Source organism: Pseudomonas sp. LBUM1663, from assembly GCF_059695905.1.
On the sequence record NZ_CP166792.1, the window covers coordinates 1,763,618 to 1,789,419 of the forward strand.

General features: G+C 60.0%; 23 protein-coding genes. All 23 read left to right on the forward strand.

Features of this window, described 5'->3' with window-relative positions; translation table 11 throughout:
* The first annotated feature begins 652 nt into the window (after nt 1–652).
* Nucleotides 653–1,426, forward strand: a complete 774-nt coding sequence (gene rfbF, locus ACA075_RS07890) for a glucose-1-phosphate cytidylyltransferase (protein ID WP_461957774.1) — start codon at nt 653–655, stop codon at nt 1,424–1,426.
* Nucleotides 1,408–2,490, forward strand: coding sequence for a CDP-glucose 4,6-dehydratase (gene rfbG / locus ACA075_RS07895; protein ID WP_497298005.1), 1,083 nt, complete (start codon nt 1,408–1,410; stop codon nt 2,488–2,490). Before rfbF ends, rfbG begins: the two co-directional genes overlap by 19 nt.
* Entirely contained in the window at nt 2,487–3,047 is a 561-nt protein-coding gene (locus ACA075_RS07900; RefSeq protein ID WP_497298006.1) for a dTDP-4-dehydrorhamnose 3,5-epimerase family protein, read from the forward strand. The genes rfbG and ACA075_RS07900 overlap by 4 nt, the downstream gene beginning before the upstream one ends.
* Entirely contained in the window at nt 3,044–4,270 is a 1,227-nt protein-coding gene (locus ACA075_RS07905) for a methyltransferase domain-containing protein (protein ID WP_497298007.1), read from the forward strand. Before ACA075_RS07900 ends, ACA075_RS07905 begins: the two co-directional genes overlap by 4 nt.
* Complete coding sequence (locus ACA075_RS07910; RefSeq protein WP_497298008.1) at nt 4,267–5,124, forward strand: NAD-dependent epimerase/dehydratase family protein; 858 nt, start codon at nt 4,267–4,269, stop codon at nt 5,122–5,124. Before ACA075_RS07905 ends, ACA075_RS07910 begins: the two co-directional genes overlap by 4 nt.
* Nucleotides 5,114–6,184, forward strand: coding sequence for a class I SAM-dependent methyltransferase (locus tag ACA075_RS07915; protein ID WP_497298009.1), 1,071 nt, complete (start codon nt 5,114–5,116; stop codon nt 6,182–6,184). Before ACA075_RS07910 ends, ACA075_RS07915 begins: the two co-directional genes overlap by 11 nt.
* Before the next feature lie 17 nt (nt 6,185–6,201).
* Nucleotides 6,202–6,939: a cephalosporin hydroxylase family protein gene (locus ACA075_RS07920; RefSeq protein WP_094471212.1), complete on the forward strand. Its 738-nt coding sequence runs from the start codon at nt 6,202–6,204 to the stop codon at nt 6,937–6,939.
* Nucleotides 6,940–6,990: 51 nt separating this feature from the next.
* The gene (locus ACA075_RS07925; protein ID WP_497298010.1) at nt 6,991–9,924 is read left to right on the forward strand and encodes a TIGR00180 family glycosyltransferase; all 2,934 of its coding nucleotides are present in this window, start codon (nt 6,991–6,993) and stop codon (nt 9,922–9,924) included.
* Between the two features lie 103 nt (nt 9,925–10,027).
* Entirely contained in the window at nt 10,028–11,197 is a 1,170-nt protein-coding gene (pseC, locus tag ACA075_RS07930) for a UDP-4-amino-4,6-dideoxy-N-acetyl-beta-L-altrosamine transaminase (RefSeq protein WP_497298011.1), read from the forward strand.
* Between the two features lie 37 nt (nt 11,198–11,234).
* Complete coding sequence (gene pseF / locus ACA075_RS07935; RefSeq protein ID WP_497298012.1) at nt 11,235–11,930, forward strand: pseudaminic acid cytidylyltransferase; 696 nt, start codon at nt 11,235–11,237, stop codon at nt 11,928–11,930.
* A complete protein-coding gene (gene pseG, locus ACA075_RS07940) occupies nt 11,927–13,432 on the forward strand; it encodes a UDP-2,4-diacetamido-2,4,6-trideoxy-beta-L-altropyranose hydrolase (RefSeq protein WP_497298013.1) in 1,506 nt (501 codons plus the stop codon). The genes pseF and pseG overlap by 4 nt, the downstream gene beginning before the upstream one ends.
* On the forward strand, nt 13,425–14,477 hold the full coding sequence (gene pseI / locus ACA075_RS07945; RefSeq protein WP_497298015.1) for a pseudaminic acid synthase: 1,053 nt from the start codon (nt 13,425–13,427) through the stop codon (nt 14,475–14,477). The genes pseG and pseI overlap by 8 nt, the downstream gene beginning before the upstream one ends.
* 228 nt (nt 14,478–14,705) lie before the next feature.
* A complete protein-coding gene (locus ACA075_RS07950; RefSeq protein WP_497298016.1) occupies nt 14,706–15,632 on the forward strand; it encodes a ketoacyl-ACP synthase III in 927 nt (308 codons plus the stop codon).
* A 96-nt stretch (nt 15,633–15,728) separates the two neighbouring features.
* Complete coding sequence (locus ACA075_RS07955) at nt 15,729–17,021, forward strand: motility associated factor glycosyltransferase family protein (RefSeq protein WP_497298017.1); 1,293 nt, start codon at nt 15,729–15,731, stop codon at nt 17,019–17,021.
* A complete protein-coding gene (locus tag ACA075_RS07960; RefSeq protein ID WP_497298018.1) occupies nt 17,018–17,287 on the forward strand; it encodes a hypothetical protein in 270 nt (89 codons plus the stop codon). Before ACA075_RS07955 ends, ACA075_RS07960 begins: the two co-directional genes overlap by 4 nt.
* A gap of 253 nt (nt 17,288–17,540) precedes the next feature.
* Nucleotides 17,541–18,392 (forward strand): flagellin domain-containing protein, encoded by an 852-nt coding sequence (locus tag ACA075_RS07965; protein WP_461988420.1) that lies wholly within the window; start codon nt 17,541–17,543, stop codon nt 18,390–18,392.
* 74 nt (nt 18,393–18,466) lie between these two features.
* A complete protein-coding gene (locus tag ACA075_RS07970) occupies nt 18,467–18,832 on the forward strand; it encodes a flagellar protein FlaG (protein WP_497298019.1) in 366 nt (121 codons plus the stop codon).
* Between the two features lie 82 nt (nt 18,833–18,914).
* Nucleotides 18,915–20,318 (forward strand): flagellar filament capping protein FliD, encoded by a 1,404-nt coding sequence (fliD, locus tag ACA075_RS07975; RefSeq protein WP_497298020.1) that lies wholly within the window; start codon nt 18,915–18,917, stop codon nt 20,316–20,318.
* A gap of 128 nt (nt 20,319–20,446) precedes the next feature.
* Nucleotides 20,447–20,842: a flagellar export chaperone FliS gene (gene fliS / locus ACA075_RS07980; protein ID WP_094471224.1), complete on the forward strand. Its 396-nt coding sequence runs from the start codon at nt 20,447–20,449 to the stop codon at nt 20,840–20,842.
* A 10-nt stretch (nt 20,843–20,852) separates the two neighbouring features.
* On the forward strand, nt 20,853–21,149 hold the full coding sequence (fliT, locus tag ACA075_RS07985) for a flagellar protein FliT (protein ID WP_094471225.1): 297 nt from the start codon (nt 20,853–20,855) through the stop codon (nt 21,147–21,149).
* A 173-nt stretch (nt 21,150–21,322) separates the two neighbouring features.
* Complete coding sequence (locus ACA075_RS07990; protein ID WP_131061623.1) at nt 21,323–22,798, forward strand: sigma-54 dependent transcriptional regulator; 1,476 nt, start codon at nt 21,323–21,325, stop codon at nt 22,796–22,798.
* A gap of 128 nt (nt 22,799–22,926) precedes the next feature.
* Entirely contained in the window at nt 22,927–24,132 is a 1,206-nt protein-coding gene (locus ACA075_RS07995; protein ID WP_497299211.1) for a sensor histidine kinase, read from the forward strand.
* A gap of 5 nt (nt 24,133–24,137) precedes the next feature.
* Nucleotides 24,138–25,517 (forward strand): sigma-54-dependent transcriptional regulator, encoded by a 1,380-nt coding sequence (locus tag ACA075_RS08000; protein ID WP_497298021.1) that lies wholly within the window; start codon nt 24,138–24,140, stop codon nt 25,515–25,517.
* The last annotated feature ends 285 nt before the right edge of the window (nt 25,518–25,802 follow it).

The window sequence follows — 25,802 nt, forward strand, 5'->3', positions numbered from 1 at the left end:
GCTTGGTAGTCGACCTGTACTTTGCGGATGTACGCCAGCTTCCCAAAGGCTGTGATCCTTGTGGCTTTGGCTTTGGCTTTGGCTTTGGCTTTGGCTTTGGCTTTGGCTTTTGACGTTGATCTTGATCTTGATCTTGATCTCTCGCCCCTTCGGCAGGCCGAGCGTAGGTGTTCATCAGGGGGTTAGGCGCTTAGCGCCGTGCGGCGAAGCCGCACACATCGAGAGGAGGTCGTCGCGAAGCAGACCGTAGGCGATGCCCCCTGATGGACACCGTAGCGAGGGAACGCGGAGCCTCAGCGAGGCGCCGTACGCCGGGGCGAAGACTTTTTGGTTACTTTTGAGGCGTTTGTCAAAAGTGACTCGCTGTAAGAGCGAAACCATAAGTCGCCGTTACCGCAGAAACGGATATGTACACAAACCCAAAACCCAAAACCTAAAACCCCAAATCCCAGACCCCAAATCCCTCGAAACCCCACCAGTCGCCGACCCCAGACAATTGGCTCACTTCCTGCAAGTCCCCCGCATATCGCCATAAAACCTTCACCCCAAAACGCGTGAAGGCCCCAGTGGCTGCGGGTAAATGATGTGCATCTGACGGTTCGCCGACCCTCGCGGGGGGTGGCAGGGCCGCGCGAAGAGCAAGAGGACAGCGATGAAGGCAGTAATTCTGGCAGGTGGTCTCGGTACGCGGATCAGCGAAGAGTCGCACCTCAAGCCCAAGCCAATGATCGAAATCGGCGGCAAGCCAATTCTTTGGCACATTATGAAACAGTACTCCGCCCACGGGATTCATGACTTCGTGATCTGCCTTGGCTACAAGGGCTACGCGATAAAGGATTTCTTCGCCAACTACTTCCTGCACACCTCCGACGTCACCTTCGACATGTGCAACAACCGCATGGACGTTCACCAGAACTACAGCGAGCCGTGGCGCGTGACCCTGATCGACACCGGCGAAGACACCATGACCGGTGGCCGCCTGCGCCGCGCCGCCCGTTACCTGGAAGGCGAAGAAGCGTTCTGCTTCACCTACGGCGACGGCGTCTCGGACCTCAACATTGGCGCGTTGGTGGACTTCCACCTGACCCACGGCAAGCTCGCGACCGTGACCGCCGTGCAGCCGCCGGGCCGTTACGGCGCCCTGGAGCGCGACGGAGACAGCGTCAAAGGCTTTATTGAAAAACCACGCGGTGATGGCGGCTGGATCAATGGCGGCTTCTTCGTGCTGTCGCCCAAAGTGCTGCCCTACATCGCCGACGATCAAACCTCCTGGGAAGCCGAGCCGCTGGCTGCGTTGGCCAGCGAACAGCAACTGCAAGCCTTCCAGCACGACGGTTTCTGGCATCCGATGGACACCTTGCGCGACAAAAATCACCTTGAGCAGTTGTGGCTGAGCGGGGAGGCCCCATGGAAACAATGGGATTGAGCCCGGAGTTCTGGCGCGGCAAGCGGGTCCTGCTCACCGGCCATACCGGTTTCAAAGGCAGCTGGCTGACGTTGTGGCTGCAAAGCCTGGGTGCCGAGGTCAGCGGTTTTTCGCTGGACCCGTCGACCGAGCCGAGCCTGTTCGAGCTGGCGCGGGTGCACGAAGGCATCAACGATCAGCGCGGCGACCTGCGTGACCTCGGCGCACTGCTGGAACTGATCGCCGAGACCCAGCCGGAAATCGTCCTGCACCTGGCAGCCCAGCCGCTGGTGCGCGAAGGTTATCGCGACCCGCTGGGGACTTACTCCAGCAACGTCATGGGCACGCTCAATCTGCTCGAAGCGATCCGCCAGGTCGGCGGCGTGCGCGCCTGCGTGCTGGTGACCACCGACAAGGTCTACGCCAACCAGGAATGGCTGTGGCCGTACCGTGAAAACGAAGCCCTCGGTGGACACGATCCCTACAGCAGCAGCAAAGCCTGCTGCGAGTTGTTGGCGCAGTCCTACGCGGCGTCGTTCTTCCCGGCCGAGAAGCATGCCGAGCACGGTCTGGCCCTGGCCACGGCGCGTGCCGGCAACGTCTTGGGCGGCGGTGATTTTGCACCAGAGCGTTTGATTCCCGATGTGCTCAAAGCCTGGTCCGCCGACGAACCTGTGACCCTGCGCTACCCGCAAGCCGTGCGCCCGTGGCAGCACGCGCTGGAGCCGCTGGCCGGTTACCTGCAACTGGCCGCCGGGCTCTATGAGCAAGGTCCGGCGTTTGCCGGTGCGTGGAACTTCGGCCCGAGCGAAGCGGACATGTGCAGCGTCGGCGAAGTCGTCGAATTGCTCGCCAGCCGCTGGCCGCAAGCCCGTGGCCTGCGCATCGAACCGAGTGATTTGCATGAGGCCGGTCTGCTGCGCCTGGACAGCAGCCGCGCCCGTCAACTGTTGGCCTGGCAGCCGCGCTGGTCGTTGCAGCAGTGTTTGACCCAGACCCTCGACTGGCACTTGGCGTGGCAAAACGGCGATGACATGCGTGAAGTCACGTTGGGCCAGTTGAACCTGTACCGAGGCGCGCTGTGAGCGAGTTTGTGTTGAAGCCATTGCCGCTGGCCGGGCTGTTCAGCGTGCAGCACAAACGCTTCGAAGATGATCGCGGGCACTTTGCGCGGCTGTTCTGTGAAGGCAGCCTCAGCGCCTTCGGACAACCGTTTCATATCCGTCAGATCAACCATTCCTGCACACGTTTACGCGGCAGTGTGCGCGGTCTGCATTACCAAAACGCCTGCGCGCCGGAAGCCAAGCTGATCACCTGCCTGCGCGGTGAAGTCTGGGACGTGGCGGTGGATCTGCGGCCCGACTCCGAGACCTTCCTGCACTGGCACGCTGAACACCTGCGGGCCGGCGACGGTCGCAGCCTGTTGATCCCGGCCGGGTTCGCCCATGGTTTCCAGAGCCTGACCGACGATGCCGAATTGCTCTACCTGCACAGCGCTGATTACACGCCGGTGCACGAGGGTGGTTTGAGCGTGAACGATCCACGGCTGGCGATTGCCTGGCCGTTGCCTGTCAATAATCTGTCGGCACGGGATTCCAGCCATCCCTTGCTCGATGAACACTTCGCTGGAGTACGTGTATGAACTGCCGTGGTTGCGGGACTTCTCTGGCCTTGCCGCTGATCGATCTCGGCACCTCGCCGCCGTCCAACGCTTATGTGCGCGCCGATCAGCTGGAACAGGCCGAGCAATGGGTGCCGCTGAAAGTGGCGGTGTGTCAGCAATGCTGGCTGGTGCAGACCGAGGATTACACCAGCGCCGACAGCCTGTTCGACGCCGAGTATGCGTATTTCAGTTCGTTCTCCAGCACCTGGCTGGCCCATGCCGACAAATACGTCGCCGAGATGGTCGAGCGTTTCGGCCTGACCGCCGACAGCCGCGTGGTGGAAATTGCGGCCAACGACGGTTACCTGTTGCAGTACGTGGCCGGGCGCGGCATCCCATGCCTGGGCGTCGAGCCGACCCGCAGCACCGCACAAGCGGCGCGGGAAAAAGGCCTGGAGATCCGCGAGCTGTTCTTCGGTCGCGACACGGCATCGCAATTGATCGCCGACGGTTGGTCCGCCGACCTGATGGCGGCCAATAACGTGCTGGCCCACGTGCCGGACATCAATGATTTTCTCGGCGGTTTCGCGACATTGCTCAAGCCGACCGGTGTGGCGACGTTCGAGTTTCCGCAGTTGCTGACCCTGATGGCCGGGCAGCAGTTCGACACGCTGTATCACGAGCATTATTCCTATCTGTCGCTGACCGCTGTCCAGACCCTGTGCGCACGCAACGGTCTGGAAGTGTTCGACGTCAGTCAGCTGTCGACCCATGGCGGATCGCTACGGGTCTTTGTCCAGCGCGCCGACGGTGTGCGCCGCGAGGTGCAGCCAGCCGTTGCTCGGCAGCTGCAAACCGAACTCGCCGCCGGGGTGAAAACTCCCGAGTACTACGCGACCCTCGCGCCCGCTGCCGAACGCATCAAGCACGAACTGCTGCGTTTCCTGTTGCAGGCAAAAGCCGACGGCAAGCGCGTGGTCGGTTACGGCGCGGCGGCCAAGGGCAACACCTTGCTCAACTATGCCGGGGTCAAGCCGGACCTGCTGGCCTGGGTCGCCGATGCCAACCCGCACAAGCAGGGCAAGTACTTGCCGGGCAGCCGCATCCCTATTGTTTCGCCGGCGCAGATCGACCTGGAAAAACCCGATTACGTCCTGGTCCTGCCGTGGAACCTGCTGCACGAAGTCAGTCAGCAACTGGCTCAGGTACGCGAGTGGGACGGCCGCTTTGTCATCGCCGTGCCTGAGTTGACCGTCCTGTGAAGGTCCTGGTCACCGGGGCGACCGGGTTCGTCGGCAGGCATCTGGTCGAGGCCTTGCTCGCCTGTGGCTGCGAAGTCCGCGCCGTGGCGCGTAACGCCGAGACCGCCGCGAACTTGCCGTGGATCAATGCCGTGGAATTCGTTGCGGCGGATATTCACGCCGCCGACCTCGATATCGCCGCGCTGACCGATGGCATCGACGCCTTGGCGCACTTGGCCTGGCCAGGGTTGCCGAACTATCAGGCGCTGTTTCACTTCGAGCACAACCTGATGGCCGATTACCGGTTCATCAAGGGCGCGGTCGAGGCGGGCGTTTCGCAAGTGCTGGTCACCGGCACCTGTTTTGAATATGGCTTGCAGAGCGGGCCGCTCAGTGAGCAGACCGCGCCGCAGCCGGGCAACCCTTACGGCTTGGCAAAAAACACCCTGCGCCTGTTCCTGGAAAGTCTGCAGCGGGTTCAACCGTTTACCCTGCAATGGGCGCGGTTGTTCTACCTGCACGGCGAGGGGCAAAACCCGAACAGTTTGCTGGCGGCGCTGGACCGGGCCATCGATGCCGGCGACGCCAGTTTCAATATGTCGGCTGGCGAACAGTTGCGCGATTACCTGGCCATCGACACGGCCGCGGGTTACCTCGCCGCCATCGTGCAACAGCGTGAATTCGACGGCGTGATCAATTGTTCCAGCGGCCAACCGGTTTCGGTCCGGGCGCTGGTCGAGCAGCGACTGCGCGAACGTGGCGCAGCGATCCGCCTGAACCTCGGTCATTACCCATACCCGACCCACGAGCCAATGGCGTTCTGGGGCGTGGCGGACCGTTTGCAACAGCTACTGGGAGCAGAGCATGAGGCATGAGTTGTATCGGGTCGCCGACCTGCCGGTGTTGCAGAACCGTACCTTTGCCGACCCTGCGTCGGCGAAAGCGTCGGCGTGCGCCGACATGGTCTTGGTGCAGGACGAAAAGAGCGGGTTGATCTTCAACCAGGCCTTCGATGCCGACAAGCTCAGCTACGACGCTGACTACCAGAACGAACAGGCGCACTCGGGCCAGTTCCAGAAGCACCTGAGCGATGTCGAAGGCATCATTGCCCGTCACTTCAAGGGTCAGGAACTGATCGAAGTCGGCTGCGGCAAAGGCTACTTTCTCGAGCTGCTGAAAAGCCTGGGCTACGCCATCACCGGCATCGACCCGGCCTACGAAGGCAGCAACGCCGATGTGATCAAGGCGCCGTTCACCCGTGGCCTGGGCCTGGCGGCGGACGCCATTGTGCTGCGCCATGTGCTGGAACACATTCAGGACCCGGTGAGTTTCCTCGCCGAGATGGCCGACGCCAATCAGGGCGGGCAGATCTACATCGAAGTGCCGTGCTTCGACTGGATCCTGGAACACCGTGCCTGGTTCGACCTGTTCTACGAGCACGTCAATTATTTTCGCCTCGATGACCTGCGCCGGATGTTCGGCACGGTGCACGAGGCCGGTCACCTGTTCGGTGGCCAATACCTGTACATCGTGGCGGACCTGGCAACTTTGCGCCTGACCCCGGAGCAACCGGTGCCGCGCCTTGAGCTGCCGCCAGGTTTCACCAGCAGCCTCGAGCGTGCGGTGCAGATTATCCAGGCCGCCCCCGAGCAAGGTTCGGCGATCTGGGGCGCGTCGTCCAAAGGCGTGATCTATTCGCTGTTCCTGCAACGGGCCGGCGTGGCGGTGGATCGCGTGGTGGATATCAACCCGGCCAAACAGGGTCGGTATCTGCCCCTTAGCGGCGTGCGGGTGTCCTCGCCGCAAGAGGCCATGGACGCTCTGCCCGAAGGTGCCAACCTGTTTGTGATGAACTCCAACTACCTCGAAGAAATCAAGCGGATGACCGATGGACGCTACGTCTATCACGCCGTCGACAGCGCTTCGTTCCAGTGACTATTGAGATTAGAAAAATGACCGACAACACCATCAATACAGCCTTCGAAGCCGAATGCCAGGCAGAAATCGCCGCCCAGGGCGATGACCAGAAACTCACCGGCCTGGCCCAGGATTTCTTCAACCAGTCGGCCAAGCACAAGTACAGCTACCACTTCTCGTGGATGGGCCGTCCGATCATTCAGTTGCCGCAAGACATGATGGCGATGCAGGAAATCATCTGGCAGGTCAAACCTGACCTGGTGATCGAATGCGGTATCGCCCATGGCGGTTCGATCATCTACTACGCCTCCTTGCTGGAGCTGCAAGGCCACGGTGAAGTGCTGGGCATCGACCTCGACATTCGCCCGCACAACCGCGAAGCCATCGAAAGCCACCCGATGAGCAAACGCATCAAGATGATCGAAGGTTCGAGCATCGACGCCGCCATCGCCGAACAAGTGCGCGCCGCGGCCGAAGGCAAGAAAGTCATTCTGGTACTGGATTCCAACCATACCCACGACCACGTACTGGAAGAACTGCGCCTGTACGCACCACTGGTCTCGGTCGACAGCTACTGCGTGGTCATGGACACCGTGGTTGAAGACATGCCGGCCGACTTCTTCCCGGATCGTCCATGGGGCCCGGGCGACAACCCGAAGACCGCCGTGTGGAAATACCTGGAAGAAAACGCTGACTTCGAAATCGACCGTCAGTTGCAGAACAAGCTGCTGATCACCGTGGCGCCGGACGGCTATCTGCGTCGCGTTCGTTAATCATTATTGAATCTGGGTTCTCGGCGCTTGGCCGGTTGTGGGGATAGAGATATGCACGTTCAAAACACTGCTCGTAACGATTTGGCACCGCTGAATGAACGGTTGACGGTGGTGGTGATTTCCCACAACCGCAACGCCTACCTGCGACGCACCTTGCAGTATTACAGCAGCTATCCCTGCACGATTCTGGTCCTGGATTCTTCGCTGAAAAGCGACGACGACATCACCCGCGATTACCCGATGGTCGATTACCGGCACCTGCCGCAGTTCACCTACACCGGGTTGCAGGAAAAACTCGCCTATGGCGTGAATCAGGTCACCACGCCATACATGGTGCTGGCGGCCGATGATGATTTCCTGCTGCACGATGCGATCACCGAGTCGCTCGAATTCCTCGAAGACAACGCCGACTACGGCATGGCCCACGGCTACGGGATCATGTACCTGGCCCGCGCCACGGAAGTGAATTACTTCCGTCGTGATCGCAAGGGGCCGGAAGATTACTGCTCGGATCGGGCCGAAGATCGCCTGATGCAATTCATGGGGCACTTCCTGCCGCCGTTCTATGCGGTCAGCCGTACCGAGTTGCTGCAAGACTGGCACAACGCGCTGCTGCCGGGCACCAGCTTCGAGTGGCAGGAAATCGGCCATGCCTATTACATGCTCGCACGGGCCAAGGCGCGGATCTTGCCGATCCCGTTCGCCGTGCGGGAGATCCCCTACGGCTCTTCGGAGCACAACACCAACGTCCTGACGGTATTGACGCTCAAGGACGCCAAAACCGTGGCCGACCGCGAGCGCTTCGCCGAGTTTCTGGCTTCGTTGCCCACCGGCATGAGCCACAAGACGCTGGCCGAGGGCAAACAGGTGGCACTGGACAGCTTCGCCACCATGGCTGACTGCCTCAACAACATGCGCTCGCTGAAGGGCACGCTAATTTTCACTTCGGCCTGGCTGGAGTCCGGCAAAGAGCCAGTGCGCACGTTCAATACCGAGCAGTTCGTCGAAATGCCGTTCTACAACCAGCCGGTGTTCGACCTGCTGACTGAATTTGAATTCCTCCTGCACACCATGCCCGCCGGTAAATTGCAGTTGCAGGAGCTGGAAGGCATCTTGCTCAAGCAACATGAACTGATGCGCGTTCATCCCAACGATAACGACCGCACCCTGCGTGCCCGTTTGTGGGAAGCGCTGAGCCTCTATGCGTTCAACCGCACCGTGGTTGCACGTCTGGCCGAGTCGTTGCAGGGCACCGAAGATGAGGAAGAGGGCGTCAAGCTGCAAGTCTGGGCCAAGCGCCTGGCGTCGGTGCCGAAACAGGACGAACAGTCGTTGCTCGAGAACATGCCGTCCGGTCGCCTGCTGAACTGGATCGAAGCGCGCAACCCGGATGCCAAACAACTCAAGTCGATTACTGCGCACCTGGCCAAACACAACGGCGGCCCACAATTCGGCATCCTGCTGCTGGACCTGGACGCCGACATGGTCAAGTTGCAGACCACCTTTGACAGCTTGGTCAGTGGTCACTGCAAGGCGTTCAAAGTGGTGGTGTTCACCACCGGTGATTTGCCGGCAACCACCACGCCGCGAGACACCGTGCATTTTGTCAAAGTCACCGCCACCAATTACGTTGAACGCATCAACCAGAGCGTCGCCCAGTCCACCGTTGACTGGCTGGTGCTGGCTGAGGCCGGTGATCAGTTCACCGCCAGCGGTCTGCTGCGTGCCAGCCTCGAGTTGCTCGGTGCCGAAGGCGTGCGGGCAGTCGCCATGGACGAAATCCATCGTCAGGAAAACGGTTCCCTGAGCGATGTGTTCCGTCCAGGCGTCAACCTTGATCTGCTGCAAAGCGTGCCGTCGCTGATGGCTCGTCACTGGTTGATTCAGCGTGACGTCTTGGCCGAGGCCGGTGGTTACTCGACTGAATACGCGTCGGCGCTGGAATTCGATCGGGTGCTGCGCCTGATCGAAGACGGCGGCCTGGGTGGGCTGGCTCATCTGGCCGAACCACTGCTGATCTGCAACGCGCCGTCGACCGAGGAAAACGCTCACGAACGTCAGGCCCTGACCCGCTCCCTGGCAGCTCGCGGTTATCGCGGTCAGGTCGGCTCCGAATTGCCGCACACCTGGCAGATCAACTACCAGCACGCCGAACGGCCGAAGGCGTCGATCATTCTGCACAGCCAGGACAATTTCGAGTCGCTGCAACAAGCCGTGGTCAGCGTACTGCAACGCACCCGTTATCAGCCGCACGAAATTCTGATCGCCGATAACCACAGCCAGTCCGAAGAATTGCTGACCTGGCTGGCCAGCCTGGAAGGTAAGGACGATCGCCTGCGCGTCCTGCGTACCGGCGAGCGTCTGAGCGCCTCGGCGCTGCATAACTTTGCCGTGCGTGAGGCCAAGGGTACCTACGTGGTGCTGATGTCTGCTGACGCCGTTGTGGTCAACGCCAACTGGCTCGACAGCCTGTTGAACCAGGCCCAGCGTCCGGAAGTCGGGATTGTCGGCGCTAAGCTGATGGACATTCGTGGCGTCACCACGCAAGCCGGTCTGGTGCTGGGCCTCAATGGCGTGCTGGGCTCGGTGTTTATCGATGAGCGCAAAGATGCCAAAGGCTACATGAACGGCCATCAGGTGGAGCAGAACTACTCGGCGGTGTCCGGGGCTTGCATGATGGTGCGAAAAGAGCTCTACGAAGCCGTCGGCGGTCTGGACGAAGAGCATTTCGACGAAGCATTTGCAGACATCGACCTGTGCCTGAAAGCCGCTGACGCCGGTTACCTGATTGTCTGGTGCCCTCAGGCGCAGTTGCTGCACCCGGGCCTGTTGCCTGACGCGCCGCAGACCGCCGCGGCCCTGCAAGACAAGTGGCAGGCGCGCTTCGCCCAAGATTCGGCTTACAACCAGAACCTGGCCTTGACCGGCAAGGGCTTTACCCTCGGCGATGCTTCCAGTGTGAACTGGGCGCAGTTGCTTGCTTAAGCTGTCTGATCAGCAAAAGGACTCAACACATGTGCAACCGCAAAATGAAGTTCAAGGACACTTGTGTCTGCCGGTTGGTTGGGCATTGTGTTGAGTCACGGTCATGATGCCGTACCGGATTCCCTATGGGCGGCAAAACATCGATCAGAGCGATATCGACGCAGTCATGGAGGTGCTCAACTCGCCCTGGCTGACGCAAGGGCCGACCATTGAACGCTTCGAAAAAGCCTTGGCCGAACACTGCCAGGCGGAGTACGCGGTAGCGGTGTGCAACGCCACGGCGGCGTTGCACATTGCCTGTCTGGTCGCCGGTCTGGGGCCGGGCGACTCACTCTGGACCAGCCCGAACACGTTCGTCGCGTCGGCCAACTGTGGTCGTTACTGTGGCGCCAGTGTCGATTTCGTCGACATCGACCCGCAGACGTTGAACCTGGATGCACGGCTACTCGCAGCGAAACTTGAGATCGCCGAAGCGGCCGGGAAGCTGCCCAAAGTGGTGGTGGCGGTCGCGTTCGCGGGACAAAGTTGCGACATGCGCACGATTGCCCAACTGTCCGAACGTTATGGTTTCACGCTGATCGAGGACGCTTCCCATGCGGTGGGTGCCTCGTATCTGGGGCGGCCGGTGGGTTGTGGCCAATACGCGGCAATGACGATTTTCAGCTTTCACCCGGTCAAGATCATCACCAGCGCCGAGGGCGGTATGGTGCTGACCAATCGCCCGGAGTTCGCCGACCGTTTGCGGCGCTTGCGCAGCCACGGCATTACCGGCGATCCGGCGCAAATGAACATGCCGGAGACGGGGTTGTGGTACTACCAGCAATTGGAGCTGGGTTTCAACTACCGCATGACCGACCTGCATGCCGCCTTGGGGCTGTCGCAAATGGCGCGGCTCGATGCGTTTGTCGCTCGACGTCGTCAATTGGCTGCGCGTTATGCAACGCTGCTGGCGGATATCGCAGTGACACGGCCGTTGGCCCAGCCGGGTGCAGAGTCGGCCTGGCACCTGTACGTAGTTCGGTTGCAGTTGTCGCAGATCAAACTCAACCAGACCCAGGTATTCGAAGCGTTACGGGCTGCCGGGGTGGGGGTGAACCTGCATTACATTCCGGTGCATTTGCAGCCCTATTACCGTGAGCAGGGTTTCAAGGATGGCGATTTTCCTCAGGCCGAACGTTATTTTTCCGAGGCCATCAGCTTGCCGTTGTTCCCCGATCTGACGGATGAAGAGCAGGATGAAGTGGTGGAACATTTGAGGCGGATTCTGGGTTGAACATCTTGATTTATCGTCGGACGAGGGGGCAGGGGCGTTGAGCTGCGTAGCCATCATCCCGGCCCGGGGCGGCAGCAAGCGAATCCCGCGCAAGAACCTCAAACCGTTCGATGGCGTGCCGATGATCGTCCGCTCGATCTGTACGGCGCTGGATTCGCAGCTGTTCGATCAGGTGGTCGTCAGTACCGACGATGAAGAAATCGCCGGGGTTGCGCGGGCGCACGGTGCTCAGGTGCCGTTCATGCGTCCGGCGTCGTTGGCCGACGATTTCACCGGCACGGCGGCGGTGATGGTGCATGCCTTGAATGAGCTTGCGGCATTCGACTATGCCTGTTGCCTCTACGCCACCGCGCCGCTGTTGCAGGCGCGGTTCCTGCGTCAGGGCTTTGAATTGCTGGAGCGGCACGCGGATAAATCCTTCGCATTTTCCGTGGCCGGTTTCGGCTTTCCCGTTCAGCGTGCCTTGACCCTCGACGAGCGCGGCGCGTTGACGTCGTTGTACCCGGAGTTTCGCAACACCCGCTCGCAGGATCTGGCCGAAGCCTTTCAGGACGCCGGGCAGTTCTACTGGGGGCGCAGCGAGGCCTGGTTGCGCGGCGATGTGTTGTTTTCCCCGGCGAGCCTGCCGGTGATTCTTCCGCGGCATCTGGTGCAGGACATCGATACCCTCGAAGACTGGAAACGCGCTGAATACCTTTACGCCGCGTTGAAGGCTGGAGGTGAACTGCAATGAGGGTGCTGATTCGCTCCGACGCGTCGCCGACCATTGGCAGCGGGCATATCGCTCGCTTGTTGCCGCTGGCCAGAACGTTGCGCAAGCAGGGCTCGCATGTTGCCTTTGCATGCCGGCTGCTGCCGGGTCATCGGTTGGACAGTTTGGCGGCCGAAGGTTTTGAAACTTTTGCGCTGCCGGGACGTTATCCCGATGAAGACCCGCAGCAAGGCATCGAATCGATGTTGCCCTGGCAGGCGGACATCGACGCGCTGGCGCACGCATTGGAAAACCATCCGGCGTTCGACTGGATCATCGTCGACCACTATGGCCTCGACCATCACTGGCAGACGGCGGCCCGGCGCTGGGCGCCACGGATCGCCGCGGTGGATGACCTTGCCGCCCGTCAATACGCTGTCGATCTGTTGCTCAACCAGAACCTGTCGGGCACGCCGGCGGCTTATGCCTCGCTGCTCGCGCCCGGCTGTCAGACCTTATTCGGCCCACGTTTCGCGATGCTGCGCGATGAGTTCCGCTGCCCGGCGATCCCCATCAGGCCTCAGGCCAAGCGGGTGCTGGTGAATTTCGGCGGCTTCGATGCGGCGATGCAGACTCATCAAGCGATGTTGGCGATGGCCGATTTCGATGCGCTGGAAGTCGATTTTGTTGCCGGTGCCGACAACCCGGCCTGGGACTCAATGCAGGCCATGGCGGCGACTCGGCCGAACTGGCGCTTGCACAGTTTTGTCAGCGAGTTCTACCGGCTGATGACGGAGGCTGACCTGTTTGTCGGCGCCGGTGGCGGCACCAGTTGGGAGCGGGCGGCCATGGGGCTGCCGACGATTTGCATCGCGGTCTCGAACAATCAGCAGGCCAACGGCGAGGTCATGGCCGCCTCGGGTGCCCATGTCTACCTGGGCGCTCGTGAACAGGTGAGCGTTGAACAGCTGCGCCAGGCCATCGGTTTTGTCGCGGGTAATCAGGGGATACGCCAGAGCCTGGCCGAGCATTCGCGGCAGTTGGTGGATGGTCGGGGCGCGCAGCGGGTGGCGGCAGCGTTGGCCGGTGCGGTGTTGCAGATCCGTCTCGCGACCGCAGACGATGCAAAGCTTCTGTTCGACGGACGCAATGCCGAGGCGGTACGGCGCTGGTCGCTGGACGCCGGGGCGATTGAATGGTCGTCGCATCAACACTGGCTGACTGCGAGTTTGAATAATGCGCAGCGCTTGCTGTTGATCGCCGAAGCCGATGATGGTCCGGTGGGTGTGTTGCGTTATGACCTGCGCGGCTTTGCTGCCGAAGTCTCGATTTATCTGTTCGACGATCGCATCGGCTTGGGCTGGGGCAGGGCGCTGCTGGCCCGCGGCGAGGCGTTCGTGAAGGCCCACTGGCCGCAACTGACGACCATCACCGCCCAGGTGTTGCCGGCCAACCAGCCTTCGCTGAAGGTCTTTCGCGAAGCCGGTTTTACTCAGAGTGCTTGCGCGTTCACGCGCGTATTGAAGGAACGCAGCAATGACTAGTTTCAAGATCGGCAACCGCTCCATCGGTGCCGACGCGCCGCCGTTCATCATCGCCGAGATGAGCGGCAACCATAACCAGTCGCTGGACATGGCGCTGCAAATCGTCGAAGCGGCGGCCAAGGCCGGCGCGCACGCCTTGAAGCTGCAAACCTACACCGCGGACACCATGACCCTGGACCTGGCCGAAGGTGAGTTCTTCATCAAGGACCCCAAGAGTCTGTGGGCCGGAACCTCGTTGTACGCGTTGTACGAGAAAGCGCATACGCCGTGGGAATGGCACGCGCCGATTTTCGCCCGGGCCAAGGAGCTGGGCATGCTGGCCTTCTCCACGCCGTTTGATGACAGCGCCGTCGACTTCCTCGAAAGCCTCGATGTGCCGGCCTACAAGATCGCCAGTTTCGAAAACACCGATCTTCCGCTGATTCGCCGGGTCGCGGCCACCGGCAAGCCATTGATTATCTCCACCGGCATGGCCAGCATCGCCGAGCTCGACGAAACCGTGCGCGCTGCCCGTGAGGCGGGATGCAAGGACCTGGTGCTGCTCAAATGCACCAGCACGTACCCGGCGACACCGGCCAACAGCAATGTGCGCACGATTCCACATTTGCGTGAATTGTTTGGCTGCGAAGTCGGCCTGTCCGATCACTCCATGGGTGTCGGCGTGTCCGTGGCGGCCGTGGCGCTTGGAGCGACGGTGGTGGAAAAACACTTCACCCTCGACCGTTCGGCCGGTGGTGTGGACGCCAGTTTCTCCCTGGAGCCGGCCGAACTCGAAAGCCTGGTGATCGAAACCGAGCGTGCCTGGCAGGCCATGGGTCAGGTGCATTACGGCGTAACCGAGGCCGAGCGCAAGTCCTTGGTGTACCGACGCTCGCTCTATGTCACGCAAGACATGGCGGCCGGCGAGCCGTTCACCGTCGCCAATCTGCGTGCGATCCGTCCTGGCCTGGGGCTGGCGCCCAAACACGCTGAAACCCTTCTGGGCCGCCGCGCCCGCCACGCCATCAAGCGTGGAACCCCGCTGGACTGGTCATTGGTCGAATAACGCCTTATAGCTCTGATTCGGCAAAATAGCGTGACCTGCGAGTCATAACGCGCATCTTCACTGTATTGTATTAATCGGGGAGGTGGCGCCTGGTCTCTGTTTGGCCCAGTGATAGCCTTTTATTCTTCCCGTTGTCGCCTCCATGGGGCGACGTTTTTCTCTGTTTGTCGGCGCCCCTCGAATCATTACGAGCGGTGGTATTGGGCTGTTTATTATTGGGAAGCCGTAATGATTGGCATAAAAAGCATTGCGAGCTACGTTCCTGTAGCCGGCGTGGACAATTACGCACAAGGTGCAAAATTCGAAAAGGATGAAGAGTTCATCCTGGGCAAAATCGGTTCGGCCTTTCTGCCGCGCAAAGACGCCGAGCAGGAAACTTCGGACCTGTGTGTCGAAGCAGCCAATGCGCTGTTCGCCAACAACCCCGATCTGAAGCGCGAATCCGTTGACGTACTGATTGTCGTCACTCAGAACGGCGACGAAGAAGGCTTGCCCCACACCGCAGCCATCGTTCAGGACAAGTTGGGCCTGCCGACCACCGTGGCGGCGTTCGATATTTCCCTGGGCTGCTCCGGCTACGTCTACGGCATCTACGCGATCAAGGGCTTCATGGAAGCCGCCGGCCTGAAGAATGGCTTGCTGATCACCGCCGACCCGTATTCGAAGATCGTCGACCCGGAAGACCGCAACACCACCATGCTCTTCGGCGACGCCGCCACCGCGACCTGGATGGGCGAAAACGCGCCATGGCAGCTGGGAAAAGCCAAGTTCGGCACCGACGGTTCCGGTGCGCCGCACTTGAAAGTCACCGACGGCGTGTTCTACATGAACGGTCGTCAGGTGTTCAACTTTGCGCTGCTCAAAGTCCCGGCGCACTTGCATGAACTGCTGGAGGACTCGCAGCTGACGGCGGCCGATATCGATGCCTTCTGCATTCACCAGGGCAGCGCAGCAATCGTCGACGCCGTGGCGCGTCGCTTCGAAGGCGAGCCGGAGAAGTTCATCAAGGACATGGTCGAGACTGGCAACACCGTGTCCTCGAGCATTCCGTTGCTTCTGGAAAAGCACGTGCTGGACTCCGACTGGAAGCGCGTTGCGCTGAGCGGTTTCGGCGTTGGCCTGTCCTGGGGCTCGGCGATCCTCTACCGCCCTTGAACCCGGTGCTTTAGTCAAAGAAAGCCAGACACAAAAAAAGCGCTCAAGGTGTAATCTTGAGCGCTATTTTTTTGCCCGAACAAACTGCGAGGCGCCATGAGCGAGTTCTTTGAGCACAACGTCAAGGTCATCGAGCAACACTGGCCGGCGTTGGCGGTGCGTTTGCTGATTGAAGACACGAGCCAATTGCAGGCTGACCTGGTGGAAGGTCTGGGTTCGACGTTGAGCATCAACGGCATTCAGCTCACCAGCCGCCATGACCGCAGCCGCGAGGCTGCGCTTCAGGCCGACAGCTTGCCGGTCGACAGTCCAGTGGTGCATGTCTACGGCACCGGGCTGGGCGATCTGCAAATGGAGTTGCTGCAACGCGCCGGTCTTGAGCGCTTGTACGTGCACATCCTCAACGGTGCCGTGTTTGCCCTGGTGCTGCAACTGCTCGATCAACAGCCGTGGCTCAGCGATCCGCGGGTCGAGTTGTTGTATGCCGGTGACCTGGGGGAAATCCAGCTACCGTTTTTTGCACTGCCTTCCGAGCTGGTACTGGCCGACGATTTCAGCGCGAAGATCCGTGATCGCCTGATCAGTGAAACCCATCTGACCTTCAATAATCGTGAGTTCGATCCGCAGTCGCCTGACATCGTGGAGCGCTTGCAGGTCAGTCTCAAGTGGGTGGAGGGCGATCGCGATGTGGCCGAGTTGTTCGGTTCACAGTCGGGGCGGGAGGTGTTTGTCATCGCCACCGGTCCGAGCCTGGAACAGCACTTTGCGACCTTGCGCGCGATTCGCAATGAAGCCGCACGACCGTTGTTCATCTGCGTCGATACGGCCTATCGTCCGCTGCTCAAGCACGGCATTCGTCCCGACATGGTCGTCAGCATCGATCAGCGCATCTCGGACCGGCACCTGCCGGCTGAAGGCACGTCCGACATCACGCTGGTGTACATGCCCATGCTTGATCCGGCGGTGATCGAGGCCTGGCAGGGCGCGCGTTATGCTGGTTACTCCGCGAGCCCGATCTATCAGCAGTTGCGTCGGCAACTGCCCCGGGGCGAGTTGTACGTCGGTGGCAGCGTGATTCACCCGGCGGCGGACCTGGCGGTGAAGATGGGCGCGGCGCAAGTCACGCTGTTCGGCGCCGACTTCGCGTTCCCGGGCGACAAGACCCACGCGGGATGGAGCGATGGCGATCTGGGGCCGCAATTGGGCGCCGCCAGGCACTGGGTGCTGGACGGTCACGGCCAGCGCATCAAGACGCAGCTCAACTTCCGCAGTTACCTGTGTGAACTGGAGCGTTTTATCGCGGGCCATCCAAAGGTGCGCTTCTATAACAGCAGCCGGGCAGGGGCAATGATCGCCGGCACGGTTTTTCATCCGGAGTTTGCATCGTGAGCGCGCTTGAAACCTTCGTTGCCGATGCGCAGCACTGCGCAGCCTTGTTTCGCCTGGGTCGTGATGTTGAAGCCGGGCTGGCGATGATCGAGTTGGCCGGTGCGGTCCACCCGGCGTTCGATTCGAAGCCGCAGGAGGCTCAGCAGCAGTGGGCGTTTGTGCTCGGCCAGATGTTCGCGTGTCAGGAAGCGCAGAACTGGCTCGCTCTAGCCGATTACCTGGAATATGAACTGGTCCAGTTGCTGAATAACACGCTGTCCATTTAAGCAATTTCCCCTCAGTCGGTGCCGGCGAGTCCTCGCCAACCTGTCGCTGGCATTTCCCTGACGTCATTTTTTCGCTGTCGGATCGTCGCCAACCCCTTGATTTGCGGGGGGTGGCAACGTGATGGCAAATAATTTTGAAAATCCCCTAAAGCAAGTTGCGTTGGCGACGATAACTATTACGAAGGTTCTCTAGGCCATACCCGGCGGTTGCCAGGGCCGGAAGCCGCAGTACCCAACCAACGAGGAATTCGTCATGGCTTTAACAGTAAACACTAACGTCACGTCGTTGAACGTTCAGAAGAACCTCAACCGCGCTTCCGACGCTCTGTCGACTTCGATGTCTCGCCTGTCTTCCGGCCTGAAAATCAACAGCGCCAAAGACGACGCCGCCGGCCTGCAAATTACCACTCGTATGACCTCGCAAATCCGCGGTCAGACCATGGCGATCAAAAACGCCAACGACGGTATCTCGATCGCTCAGACCGCTGAAGGCGCGATGCAGGAAACCACCAACATTCTGCAGCGTATGCGTGAACTGGCCGTACAAGCTCGAAACGACTCGAACGGTACTCAAGACCGCGTTGCTCTGAACAAAGAATTCGCGGCAATGTCGGACGAGATCACTCGTATCGCCAACTCCACCAACCTGAACGGCAAGAACCTGCTGGACGGTACTGCTGGCACCATGACCTTCCAGGTTGGTTCCAACACTGGTTCGGCTAACCAGATCACTCTGACCCTGGCCTCCGGTTTCGGCGCTGCAACCCTGTCGGTTGACTCGGCTACCACTCAGATCACTGGTAACAGCTCGGCTACCGCTCAAGCTTCGTTCTCCGCTGCCATTACCCGTATCGATGCTGCTCTGCAGACCATCAACAGCGCGCGTGCTGACCTCGGTGCCGCACAAAACCGTCTGACCAGCACCATCTCCAACCTGCAGAACATCAACGAGAACGCTGAAGCTGCTCGTGGTCGCGTACAAGATACCGACTTCGCTGCTGAAACTGCACAGCTGACCAAGCAACAAACTCTGCAACAAGCTTCCACCGCAGTTCTGGCTCAGGCCAACCAACTGCCATCCGCTGTACTGAAACTGCTTCAGTAATAGCTGATTGAGTTTTGGCGAGGGGTGTGCGCTGGTCGTGCCCTCTCGCTTTTTTACTTTTAGAGGTGATGGACATGGATATGAGCGTGAAGCTGAACTTGTCTTATCCGACAGCGAAGCACGCAACCACGGTTGCCGACAAGACTGCGGAAAAGCCTCGAGCGGAGCCCGCGAAAGTGGTCGACGTCAAGGAGGTGCGCAAGAGCGCACAGACTGAGCAGGACAAGCTGAAAATGGCTGTTCAAGAAATTGAAAAGTTCGTTCAGTCGGTCAAGCGTAATCTGGAGTTCTCGATTGATGAGCCTTCAGGTCAGGTTGTTGTGAAGGTCATTGCCAGTGAGTCCGGTGAGGTGGTCCGTCAGATCCCCAACGAAGAAGTCCTGAAACTGGCCAATAGTTTGAATGATGCAAGCAGCCTGTTGTTCAGCGCTAAAGCCTGACAGTTGGCATGAATTTTGTTGCTATGTTCTTTTGGGCGTTGTAGTGGTCAAAAGGCCGGCGACACACTGAAGGGAGTTCCACATGGCAAGTCCAATTTTACCGGGCACGGGTTTAGGCTCTGGCCTTGATACCGGTGCTATCGTCAAGGCCTTGGTGAACGCTGACAAAGCGGCCAAGCAAGGTCAGATCGACCGTGGGACCACGACCAACACGGCGAGCATCTCCGGGATCGGTACGCTGAAGTCGCTGCTGGCCACGTTCCAGAAAGCACTCACCGATCTGGGCAGTACGACTACCCCCCAGTTCACGGGTTTTTCTGCGACGTCCTCCGATGCCAAAGTACTGACCTCCACGTCCAGTAACACGGCTGTTGCCGGTAATTACGTCGTCAAGGTAACCAGTCTTGCCACTTCGTCGAAAGTAGCCTCTGCGGCATTTGCCGGCGGAGCGACCAGTGCTGTCCCGGCGGGCACGCTGACTATCACCCAGAACGGCACCAGCTACCCTGTCACCGTAGGTGCGGGCGCCACGCTGCAGTCGGTGCGTGACTCGATCAACACTCAGTACCAGGCCAGTGGCCTGAGCGCTAACATCGTGACCGACAGTTTTGGTTCGCGCCTGGTCTTGGGTTCTACCGCGACCGGTGCAGGTTCCGATATCTCCGCCAGCGGTATCGCCGGCCTGACAATCGACGGGACGGCCCCAATGGGCGCACCGACCGCGAGCTCTTCGGGTGCCATCGGCGGCCTGGCTGCGGATGCGGTGTTCTCGGTCGATGGTCTGGCGATGACCAGCAAGTCCAATACCGTCGCCAACACGATCTCCGGCCTGAGTCTGACCCTGACCGGCGCAGGTACATCGACTGTTAACGTCGCTTCCAACAACGATGGTTTGAAGGCATCGATCCAGAAGTTCGTTGACGCCTATAACGCCATCGCAAATGCTGTGACGTCCTTGACCAAGCCGTCCCTGGATGACGATGGCAAGCCGACAGTCGCTGCTGCGCTGACCGGTGACCCGTTGCCACGCTCGCTGCTGGCCGCCATTCGTGGTCCGTTGTCCCAGACCGGTGCTGGCGACAAGCTGACCGTGCTCTCGCAGTTGGGGATCACCACCGATCAGAAAACCGGTGCGCTGAACTTCGACTCCGTCAAGTTCACCGCAGCGATGAATGACAAGAAGCTCGGTGGCGAGGTTCAGACCCTGTTTGCCGGTACCAACGGTCTGCTCGAACGCATGAACAATGTGATTAAGCCTTACACCGATACGGGCGGTATTCTTGATACTCGCACCACCAACCTGAATGTGACCAAAACCAGGCTGACCGCTGATCAGGCTAATTTGGATCGTCGGGTCGAAACACTGACTGCGGTATTGACCAAAAAGTACAACGACATGGATACACTCGTTGGTAAGTTGAAGGCGACAGCCAGCAACATCACCTCGATGTTTGAGGCGATGAGCGCGCAGCAGAAGAACTCGTAACACGCACAACGCCAAAAGCCCGGCAGCGTTTTCAAGCGCTCCGGGCTTTTTGCATTTGAATCTAAAGTTTTTTGACGCGTCGTCGATACACTGGTTAGACGAACTACTGAATTTTGATGAGGTACAACATGAATCCAATGTTAGCCCTTCGCCAATACAAGAAGATTGGCGCTCAAGCGCAAACTTCCGAAGCCAGCCCGCATCGTCTGGTTCAGATGCTAATGGAAGGCGGGCTTGACCGTATCGCCCAGGCAAAGGGCGCGATGGAACGCAAAGACATTCCGAACAAGGGCGTACTGATCGGCAAGGCCATCGGCATCATTGGTGGTTTGCGTGAAGGTCTGGACCTTGAGAACTCCGTCGAAACCGTGGGTGAACTGGACAACCTGTACACCTACATGATGAAGCGCCTGGCCGAGGCCAACATCAAGACCGATCCTGCGATTCTCGACGAAGTCGCTGATTTGCTTCGAACAGTCAAAGACGGTTGGGATGCGATTGCCGCACCGGGTCCGCAGTTTTAAGGAGATCACCATGAGTCTTGTATTGCAGCGAATCGAGCACACCCGCGAAGCCCTGGTCGGTGCATTGGCCGAGCGAAACTGGGAGGCCATCGGTGAGTTGGACCTGGCGTGTCGTTCCTGCATGGAAGACGTCTTGAGTGAGGCTTCGGTGGACGAAGCTGCTCTGCGCGATAATCTTGAGGAGTTGCTGGGGGTGTACAAGCAGCTTCTGGAGGCGGCGACGGGGGAGCGGCAAGCGATAGTCGACGAGATGTCGCAGATCCATCAAGCGCAGAGCGCGGCAAAGGTTTACCATCTGTTTGGTTAATTAATCCTCAGTTAATCCAAACATAGTGCGCCATAAATTTGACTGTGCACGGTTTTTTGACTTAACTAGTGGCTGGTTCCAGATTTCAGGCGTCTACAGGCATAACGTGTCTGCAAGCGTCTAGCTTGCCCCATCATTTTGGGCATTGAGTTGACTAGGGAAGTTGCTATTGCATGTGGCGTGAAACCAAAATTCTGCTAATTGATGACGATAGCGTCCGCCGCCGCGATTTGGCGGTGATTTTAAATTTTCTCGGTGAAGAAAATTTACCCTGCGGTAGCCATGACTGGCAGCAGGCTGTCGGCTCTTTGTCATCAAGTCGTGAAGTGATCTGTGTCCTCATCGGGACGGTCAATGCTCCTGGCGCACTTCCGGGCTTGTTAAAGACACTCGCAACCTGGGATGAGTTCCTTCCGGTTTTGTTAATGGGTGATAATTCTTCCGTTGACTTGCCCGAAGACCAGCGTCGCCGAGTGCTTTCGACCCTGGAAATGCCACCCAGCTACAGCAAATTGCTCGACTCGCTGCACCGTGCCCAGGTCTATCGCGAGATGTATGACCAGGCCCGCGAGCGCGGTCGTCATCGCGAACCCAATCTTTTCCGCAGCCTTGTCGGCACCAGCCGGGCGATTCAACACGTCCGTCAGATGATGCAGCAAGTGGCCGACACCGACGCCAGCGTGCTAATCCTTGGTGAGTCCGGCACCGGCAAGGAAGTGGTCGCGCGCAACCTGCATTACCACTCCAAGCGTCGTGACGCGCCGTTCGTTCCGGTCAACTGCGGGGCGATCCCGGCCGAGTTGCTGGAAAGCGAATTGTTCGGCCACGAGAAGGGCGCTTTCACCGGGGCGATCACCAGCCGCGCCGGGCGTTTTGAGTTGGCCAACGGCGGCACCTTGTTCCTCGACGAAATCGGCGACATGCCGCTGCCGATGCAGGTCAAGTTACTGCGCGTGTTGCAGGAGCGCACCTTCGAACGCGTGGGCAGCAACAAGACCCAAAGTGTCGATGTGCGCATCATTGCAGCGACTCACAAGAATCTCGAGAGCATGATCGAGATCGGCACCTTCCGCGAAGACTTGTACTACCGCCTGAACGTGTTCCCGATCGAGATGGCGCCGCTGCGCGAACGTGTCGAAGACATCCCGTTGCTGATGAACGAGTTGATCTCGCGCATGGAGCACGAGAAGCGCGGTTCGATCCGCTTCAACTCGGCGGCGATCATGTCGCTGTGCCGTCACGGCTGGCCGGGCAACGTTCGCGAACTCGCCAACCTGGTGGAACGCATGGCGATCATGCACCCATACGGGGTGATCGGCGTGGTCGAGCTGCCGAAAAAATTCCGCTACGTCGATGACGAAGACGAACAACTGGTCGACAGCCTGCGCAGCGATCTTGAAGAGCGAGTGGCCATCAACGGTCATACCCCGGACTTCACCGCCAACGCTTTGCTGCCGCCGGAAGGCCTCGACTTGAAAGACTACCTCGGTGGTCTGGAGCAGGGGTTGATTCAGCAGGCGCTGGATGATGCCAATGGCATCGTGGCTCGCGCTGCAGAACGCCTGCGTATTCGTCGCACCACCCTGGTGGAAAAGATGCGCAAGTACGGCATGAGCCGTCGCGACGGTGATGAACAGGCGGATGATTGACGCCTGTTTTTCAAGTCGTTCATTTATAGGCGGTTTTTTTTAGGCACGGGTATTGCTACATCCCTCGCAACGTTCCGTTTAACTGACGGTCAGCCTAGCGAGAGAGCACGATGCCCCAAGCCGCCCAGATGTCTCCTGTCCCTGATGCTTCGGGGCAACCGTCGTCCGTAGAGCAGGCAAGCCGGCTTGGCCTTGAGCAGGCGTTCTCGCTGTTCAACCAGATGTCGAGCCAGTTGACCGACTCCTACAGCATGCTGGAAGCCCGGGTCACCGAGCTCAAGGGCGAACTGGCGGTAGTCAGCGCTCAGCGCATGCAAGAGCTGGCAGAAAAGGAACGCCTGGCCAACCGTCTGCAAAACCTCCTCGATCTGTTGCCGGGCGGCGTCATCGTCATCGATGCCCAGGGCATTGTGCGTGAAGCCAACCCGGCGGCCTGCGAGTTGCTCGGTCTGCCCCTCGAAGGCGAGCTCTGGCGCCATGTCATTGCCCGCTGCTTTGCCCCTCGCGAAGACGACGGTCACGAAATCTCCCTCAAGGACGGTCGGCGTCTGTCGATCGCCACTCGCTCGCTGGATGCCGAGCCTGGGCAGTTGGTGTTGCTCAACGACCTGACTGAAACCCGTCATCTGCAAGATCAACTGGCTCGCCACGAACGCCTGTCGTCTCTTGGGCGAATGGTCGCCTCGCTGGCCCATCAGATTCGTACACCGTTGTCCGCCGCCTTGCTCTACGCCAGTCATTTGACTGAACAGGAATTGCCGGTCGCCACACAGCAACGTTTTGCCGGGCGCCTGAAAGAGCGATTGCATGAGCTGGAGCATCAGGTTCGTGACATGTTGGTGTTCGCGCGCGGCGAGCTGCCGTTGACCGACCGCGTCACGCCCAAGCAATTGATGCAGTCCCTGCAATCGGCGGCGCTGACTCATGTTCAGGACCTGCCGATTCGCTGGCAGTGCGACAGTCATGCCGGTGAGCTGCTGTGCAATCGCGACACCCTGATCGGCGCGATCCTCAATCTGATCGAGAACGCTATTCAGGCCAGTGCCGGTGCTGTCCGCTTGAAAGTGCATTTCTATGCCAGGGGAAACAACCTGCGCGTGTGCGTCAGTGACAGCGGCAGCGGCATCGACGGCAAAGTTCTGGCACGCCTGGGTGAGCCGTTTTTCACCACTAAAACCACTGGGACTGGCCTGGGTCTGACCGTGGTCAAGGCCGTGGCCCGTGCTCATCAGGGAGAATTGCAGTTGCGCTCGCGGCCGGGTCGCGGCACCTGCGCGCAGGTCATCCTGCCGCTTTTTTCCGGTGAACAGCCCAGCGCTCAGGGAGCGGAGTGAAGGACATGGCAATCAAGGTTTTGCTGGTCGAGGACGACCGCGCGCTACGCGAAGCACTGGCCGATACGCTGCTGCTCGCGGGGCACGATTACACGGCCGTCGGTTCGGCGGAAGAGGCGCTCGCAACGGTCGGCAACGAGGCCTTCAGCCTGGTGATCAGCGACGTCAATATGCCGGGCATGGACGGCCATCAACTGCTCGGTTTGCTGCGAGCGCGTCAGCCGCAGTTGCCGGTGTTGCTGATGACCGCTCACGGTGCCGTCGAGCGGGCGGTCGATGCGATGCGCCAGGGCGCGGCGGATTATCTGGTCAAGCCGTTCGAGCCCAAAGCCTTGCTCGACCTGGTGGCGCGGCACGCATTGGGCACGCTCGGCGCGACCGAGAGCGAAGGGCCGATCGCCTTCGAGCCAGCCAGCGTGCAATTGCTGGAACTGGCCGCGCGAGTCGCGCGCAGCGATTCGACGGTATTGATCTCCGGTGAGTCCGGGACCGGTAAAGAAGTGTTGGCGCGCTACATCCATCAGCACTCCCATCGCGCCAGTCAGCCGTTCATTGCGATCAACTGCGCGGCGATCCCCGACAACATGCTTGAAGCCACCTTGTTCGGTCACGAAAAAGGTTCGTTCACCGGCGCCATCGCGGCGCAGGCCGGCAAGTTCGAACAGGCCGACGGCGGAACGATCCTGCTCGATGAAATTTCTGAAATGCCCCTCGGGCTCCAGGCCAAATTGCTGCGGGTGTTGCAGGAGCGCGAAGTCGAACGAGTCGGCGCTCGCAAGCCGATCTCCCTGGACATACGGGTCGTGGCGACCACCAACCGTGACCTGTCCGGTGAAGTGGCGGCGGGGCGGTTCCGTGAAGACCTCTTTTATCGGTTGTCGGTATTTCCGTTGGCCTGGCGTCCGCTGCGCGAGCGTACCGCCGACATCCTGCCGCTGGCCGAGCGTCTGCTGGCAAAACACGTCAATAAAATGAAGCATGCCGCGGCGAAACTGTCGCCCGAGGCGCAGGCGTGCCTGATCGGTTATCCGTGGCCGGGCAACGTGCGTGAGCTGGATAACGCGATCCAGCGCGCCTTGATTCTGCAGCAGGGTGGTTTGATCCAGCCCCAGGATTTCTGCCTTTCCGGGCCGGTGGCTTGTGCGCCGTTGCCGGCGTTGTCGCCGGTGCGGGTTGTGGAGGTCGAGGCTGAATCGGCCGGTGCGTTGGGTGATGACCTGCGTCGGCGTGAGTTCCAGATGATTATCGACACCTTGCGCACCGAGCGCGGCCGCCGTAAAGAAGCCGCCGAGCGATTGGGCATCAGCCCGCGCACCTTGCGCTACAAGCTGGCGCAGATGCGTGATGCCGGAATGGATGTGGAAGCTTACTTGTTTGCCACCTGACACGGTTTTGTAGCAGCTGGCGAAGCCTGCGTCCGGCTGCGCAGCAGTCGTAAAGCTTAAACACGCGGTCTTTCTGAAACTCCGCGCTGGCTGATTTCACGACTGCTGCGCAGCCGGACGAAGGCTTCGCCAGCTGCTACAGAATTGAGATACGGCTCGAAAGATTGGAATGAGGGCTAAGGAAGAGCTTTTGTTCAGAGCAGCCACGGAGCTGGCACCCTTGTTGCTAACACCTCACTACCCGCCGAGTGAGTGTCAAAAAATTGCGGGTCGCCAATGAGAGTA